This is a genomic window from Flavobacterium foetidum (assembly GCF_004634245.1).
GTDB lineage: Bacteria > Bacteroidota > Bacteroidia > Flavobacteriales > Flavobacteriaceae > Flavobacterium > Flavobacterium foetidum.
The window spans coordinates 1-5,292 of sequence record NZ_SJTF01000028.1 but is presented as its reverse complement, the minus strand read 5'-3'; the positions used below and the strand labels follow the sequence as shown (position 1 = coordinate 5,292).

The 5,292-nt window shown below is 41.8% G+C and carries 1 protein-coding gene; it reads right to left on the bottom strand.

Annotated elements, in window-relative coordinates; translation table 11 throughout:
- A partial coding sequence (locus E0W73_RS21320) for a beta strand repeat-containing protein (RefSeq protein WP_208730560.1) occupies window positions 1-5,292 on the bottom strand: 5,292 nt, incomplete at both ends.

Genomic DNA, 5,292 nt, shown 5'->3' with positions numbered 1-5,292 from the left:
CACGTTGTCCGTAACCGTTACCGTGTAGGTTCCAGGAACCAATCCTGTAACATCGACAGTATTTCCTGTCTGAGTCAACGTACCTGTACCTGACGTTAATGCCGCAGTGTAGGCGCCTCCGAAATTCGCAACTGTAAATCTTACAACTCCGTTTGCATTTCCGTTACAGTCAACATTATCCACAAGCTCGCCTGAAACTGTGATGTTGGTAACCGGAACTACCGTGTATGATTCCTGGTAGGTGCAGCCGTTGGCGTCCGTAACCTGGAATAGGTAGGTGTCTGGAGCCAATCCAGCAAATACAGCAGAAGGCTGTTTGGCAACCGTGATAGGAGAAAGGATCTCGTACTCAAGAGGTCCAACTCCGTTCTGAACGTTGCTGATCGTAACCGTGCTGGTCGTATTTGCAGCAGGAGCACAGTAAATAGGCGTTCCTGCAATATCCATGTCTGTTGGAGGGTTAAGAGATGGCACATCAACTCCGTTAGTTAATGTATATATACATCCCTTAGCATCTTTCACTAAAACATCAAATGTTGTTCCAGCAAAGGTCTCATATGTATTTGTACTAGTGTATGTAGTACCTCCATCAAAACTGTATAAGTATGGTGAAGTTCCATTAGAAGCTGTTACTGTTACAGTAGCTTTTGCTGGAAGATTGCCTGCCGCACATGTCAAAGGAACTGTAATAGCTGACGATGCAGTTAAGGCAGATGGCTGCGTGATTGTAATTGCTGAACTTCCATAGGTACAAGATTTAGCATCTCTTACCGTAATAATATATGAAGTACCTGCACTTAATCCCGGAAATACATTAGAAGATTGGTAAACACCTCCATCTAATCGATATTGGTATGGGCCAACTCCTGATGTAACATTTACAGTAATTGTACCGTCTGCTCCACCATTACAGCTAACATGTGTTTGGACTGTATTGAATACAGTAGCTGGAATTGGATCTAATGTAAACGTTGTTGTTGCCGTACATGCTGTTGGCAATTTCGCATCGCTTACTCTGAAAATATAATTTCCTAATGCACTTGTCGAAAGAACATTTGAAGCCATTGTTATATAAGAGGTTCCACCGTTGGTAGAATACTCGTAAGTATAAGCTGTATCGTAACCACCTGTTGCAGTTAATGTAATTACAGCATTTGGAGTAGCTGTACAATCTAGTTCTTTAGTAAGTGTAGCAGCTAAGAATAATTGTGGCTTAACCTCATAAGAAGTAGTTGCAGTACAACCATTACCATCTTTAATTACTAAAGTGTAAATACCAGGAGCATTTAATGTAAATGTCGGGCTTGTTTGGAAAGTACTTCCATTTACACTGTAAGTCGGTGCTCCAATGATGGCAGGATCAACTACACCAGTAATAGTGATATCAAATGGAGAACCTGTGTAACAAATAGCTGCAGGTGCAGTAATTGTTGGATCATCATCTCTATCTAAAGTTACAGGAGCAAATTTGATACAACCGTATGCATCCTTCACGTAAGCGACATAGTCACCTGCATTTCTATTAAATGTATTTATAGAATTCCATCCAACAGTCGTAGCTGTCGGAGCAGGATCTGTTGATGGCAATAATAAATAAGTATAAGGAGCTGTACCGTCTTTTCCGACAGCAGTGATTACTCCAGAATTTGGATTACAATTTGCATTTTTAGAAACAGAAGCTGTAATAGACAAATCGATTGCAGATTGTGTAATATTAAATGAATCAGTCGCAATACTACATCCAGCATTTGTTGCGCCGGCTGTTTCTCTAATCACTACAACATAATTTCCGAAAGGCAGTGCGCCAATGTTTGAAAATGTTGTACTTCCGTTTGCAGGGATTGATCCCGTTCCGGTAATTCCCGTACTAACCATAGTAAAAGAATTGAAAATCTCATAACTTATTGGAGTAGCAGAAGGATATGTGCTTTCTACTCTGAAAGTCACATTTCCGTCATTATTACCTCTACAAGTAATATTGTTTGAAGAAAGTGCACCAATAGTTAACGTAGAATTCGTAGGAATTGGTAATTCTGCAGTTTCATAATAATAACAACCTGTTCCGGCATCATGTACAATAAAAGTATATTTAACACCTGGCAATAAGTTTGGTATCGTTGTTTTTTTACTTCCCGGATTTGTTCCTGCTGGAACTCCTAAAACGTCCTCATCATACCATGGGAAAGTAGTTGGAGAAGTATAGACCATTCCTGGACCAGTATAAACTGCAAAGTGGAATGGACCATTACCTACAATACTTCCTGCTGATGTTGTATTGATTGCCACCTCTGCTGAACCTAATGCTGAACAATCAGCTGGTGGAGGTGTCACTATAATATCCAAATCATCTGGTGGAGAGGCTACTAGCACGTCTTGTTCGATATTAGTACAGCCATTCGCATCAGTAACTATAATTTGATATAATCCAAAGTCTACAACTTCGAAAACAGCCGTTGTACCTGTCTGATTGTTGAATTGTTCGTCATATCCATTTACGCCAGTTACATGATAGGTATAATTAGCTGTTCCACCTGTTACGTTATTAATTGTAATAGATCCCAATGAAACCCCACCAGATACACATGTAATCGGAGTAACTGTACGACTTACTACAATAGGTGTAGGTTGGTTAATTGTAATCGTTTGAGTAGCATCACATCCTTTGGCATCAGTAAGCGTAATAGTGTAATTACCTGCTGCTAAACCAGAAGTCTGAGTTCCGTAATCTCTTCCTGTAGTAGTATTTATAACATTTACTACAAATGGAGCCTGTCCTTGTGAAGCGTTATAAACTATAGAAATAGCTGCTGTTTCTTCACCATGACAATTGATAGTTTGCGTCTGTGTTACTGAAGTAATAACTGGATTCACAGGCGAAGTAATAACTATCGGAGAAGTAGTTTCGAATCTACATCCATTTGCATCTGTAACTCTGAAAGTATAACTACCAGGAGTCATTGTATTGAAAACATTTGAAGCCATACTTGTGTATGCTCCAGCTGCTTCTTTATATTCATATGTAAATGCAGGGCTTCCACCGTTTGCTGTTAGAGTAACTTGAGCAGCTGTTGGTGCAGAACATGTAATATCTTTATCTAATACAGCTGTTAATCCTAACGCATTATCAACTATAACAACATTACTGTCTGCTGTACATCCGTTACCGTCTTTAATTCTTACTGTATAGCTTCCAGGTGTAGTAATTGTAAAAGTATTACCCGCCTGATAAGAGGCACCATTATTAATACTGTAGCTTAAAGGTGCAACCAAACCTGCTCCTGGATTTGCTGTAATAACGTAGCTTCCTACACCAAAACATTGACCAGTTGCAGAAGCTGTTACTGTAGGTACAGCATCTCTTGTAATGGTAACATCCAATTTAAATGGACAATTATTAGCATCTAAAATATAAACATCCCAATCTGTAATCGTAGGATCTAGGTTTGCTTTGTTATTGTTTGAATAAGTTCCAGCTGGAGCGCCATCCTGAACAAATGAATATCTGTAAACTGGTGTACCGCCTGTTGCAGTAACCGTAACTTCAGATGTTGTAATGAAACAGTTCGCATTTATAGCTACATATGTAGCTGCTAAAGGCGCTGCTGGCTCATCAATCGTAATAGAGGCATTTGCTGTACATCCTGTTGTTTCATCTGTTACAACAATTGCATAATTACCCGCTGTTAAATTCGTAATATTAGCTGTAGCTGCTGTATTTCCAGTCACAGCTGTACCACCATTAACGGTGTAGCTGTAAGAAGAAGTTGCAGCAAAACCAGCAACATTTAATCTGATAGATCCTGTGTTTCCACCGTTACAAAGAACATCGCTTGTTTTGTTAGCAGTAACTGTAATTGGTGTAACCGGATTAATTGTATATGATTCTGTATAATAACATCCGTTTACATCAGTAACTCTGAACATATAAGTTCCAGGAGCTAAACCTGCAAAGCTGTTAGATGTCTGTTTTGCAACTATTACTGGTGATGGTGCAATAGTTTCATATTCTAATGTCCCAACTCCATTACTTGCTGTTAAAGTAACAGTAGTCGTAGTAGCCGTACAAGTAATCGCAGCAGCACCGAATGCTAGGTCTGTTGGTGGGTTTAGTCTTGAAAGTGTTCCTGTTCCAGTAACCGTACATCCTTTTGCATCACGAACCGTATAGCTGTAATTCTGATTAGATCCGTTGTCGTTCAATGTCAATACGTTGTTTGAACCGAATCCGTTTCCGTTGAAGCTGTACTCGTATGGAGCCGTTCCTGTTCCTGCGGTAACGTTTACTGTAACTGTACCAGCCACTTTTCCGTTTGCCGCATCACATGTAAATCCGACAACCGCTGTTGTTGCTGCCAATGTCAGTGGCTGCGTGATCGTCACCGGAACTGATCCCTGGCAGCCTTTGCTGTCTCTTACGTAGAAAGTGTAAGATCCTGCGGCAAGTCCTGTAAACACAGCATTTGCCGTAAATCCTGTAGTTGCGTTGCTGCTGTAGGTGTATCCGCCAGATCCGCCCGCACCCGTAAGGGTTACTGAACCGTCTGAGCTTCCGTTGCAGCCCGCATTTACCGCCGCAGCCGTAACTGTAGGATTGCTGATCGGGTCAACAGTCACAACAGCTGTTCTTGAACAGTTGTTTGTATCTGTAACCACGAAAGTATAAGTGTCTGCATCTGCAGGTGCAACCGAGTAGGTGAATGTAGGTCCGGCAATTGAAGCGCTTGGCGCGCTAACCGTGCCTGAACCTTTCTGTACCGTATAAGTGAAAGGGGCTCTTCCTCCTGCGATAGTCACCGTAATGACTGCATTAGGAGTGGCAGTACAATCCAATTCTTTTGTAACCGTTCCTGCAGCAGTAAGCTGAGGATAGACAACCGTCGCAGCCGGAGCTGAAGCAGTACAGCCGTTCACGTCCTTAACGGTAACCGTATAAGATCCCGCCGCTACCGTAAATGTAGCAGAAGTCTGGAAGTTGGTTCCGTCAATGCTGTAGGTAAGCGGAGCAAGTCCTGTAGCTGTAGCGGTAATGGTGAATGTGCTTCCTGAAGCCGTACACTGGTTGTTAACCGAAACGTTCGTAACAGCAGGCAGCGAATCAACAATTACGTTAACTGTAGATTTAGCCGTACATCCGTTGGCGTCTCTTACATAGACATCCCATGCAAGGTTTGCTCCAGAATTCGTGTCGACTGTCAGCACGTTGCTGCCGTTGTAAGCAGAAGTCGGAGCCGTAGAAGGGCTCTGAGCGAAAGCATAGCTGTAGTTCGGAGTTCCCCCTGCAGCCGTAACCGT